Here is a 206-nt window from a genome sequence, read left to right as displayed (position 1 = left end):
AACTCTGAGACAGGTGCTGCATGGCTGTCGTCAGCTCGTGTTGTGAAATGTTGGGTTAAGTCCCGCAACGAGCGCAACCCTTATCCTTGTTTGCCAGCGAGTAATGTCGGGAACTCCAGGGAGACTGCCGGTGATAAACCGGAGGAAGGTGGGGACGACGTCAAGTCATCATGGCCCTTACGAGTAGGGCTACACACGTGCTACAA

1 rRNA gene is annotated in these 206 nt (G+C 54.4%); it reads left to right on the top strand.

What is annotated here, in order from left to right:
- Nucleotides 1–206: ribosomal RNA gene (locus IQR33_RS09215) — 16S ribosomal RNA — on the top strand; the annotation flags it as partial.

The sequence above is a fragment of the Vibrio sp. OPT46 genome (assembly GCF_015163535.1).
GTDB lineage: Bacteria > Pseudomonadota > Gammaproteobacteria > Enterobacterales > Vibrionaceae > Vibrio > Vibrio alginolyticus.
Note: the sequence above shows the minus strand (reverse complement) of the source record. Positions and strands in the feature narration are given on the sequence as shown.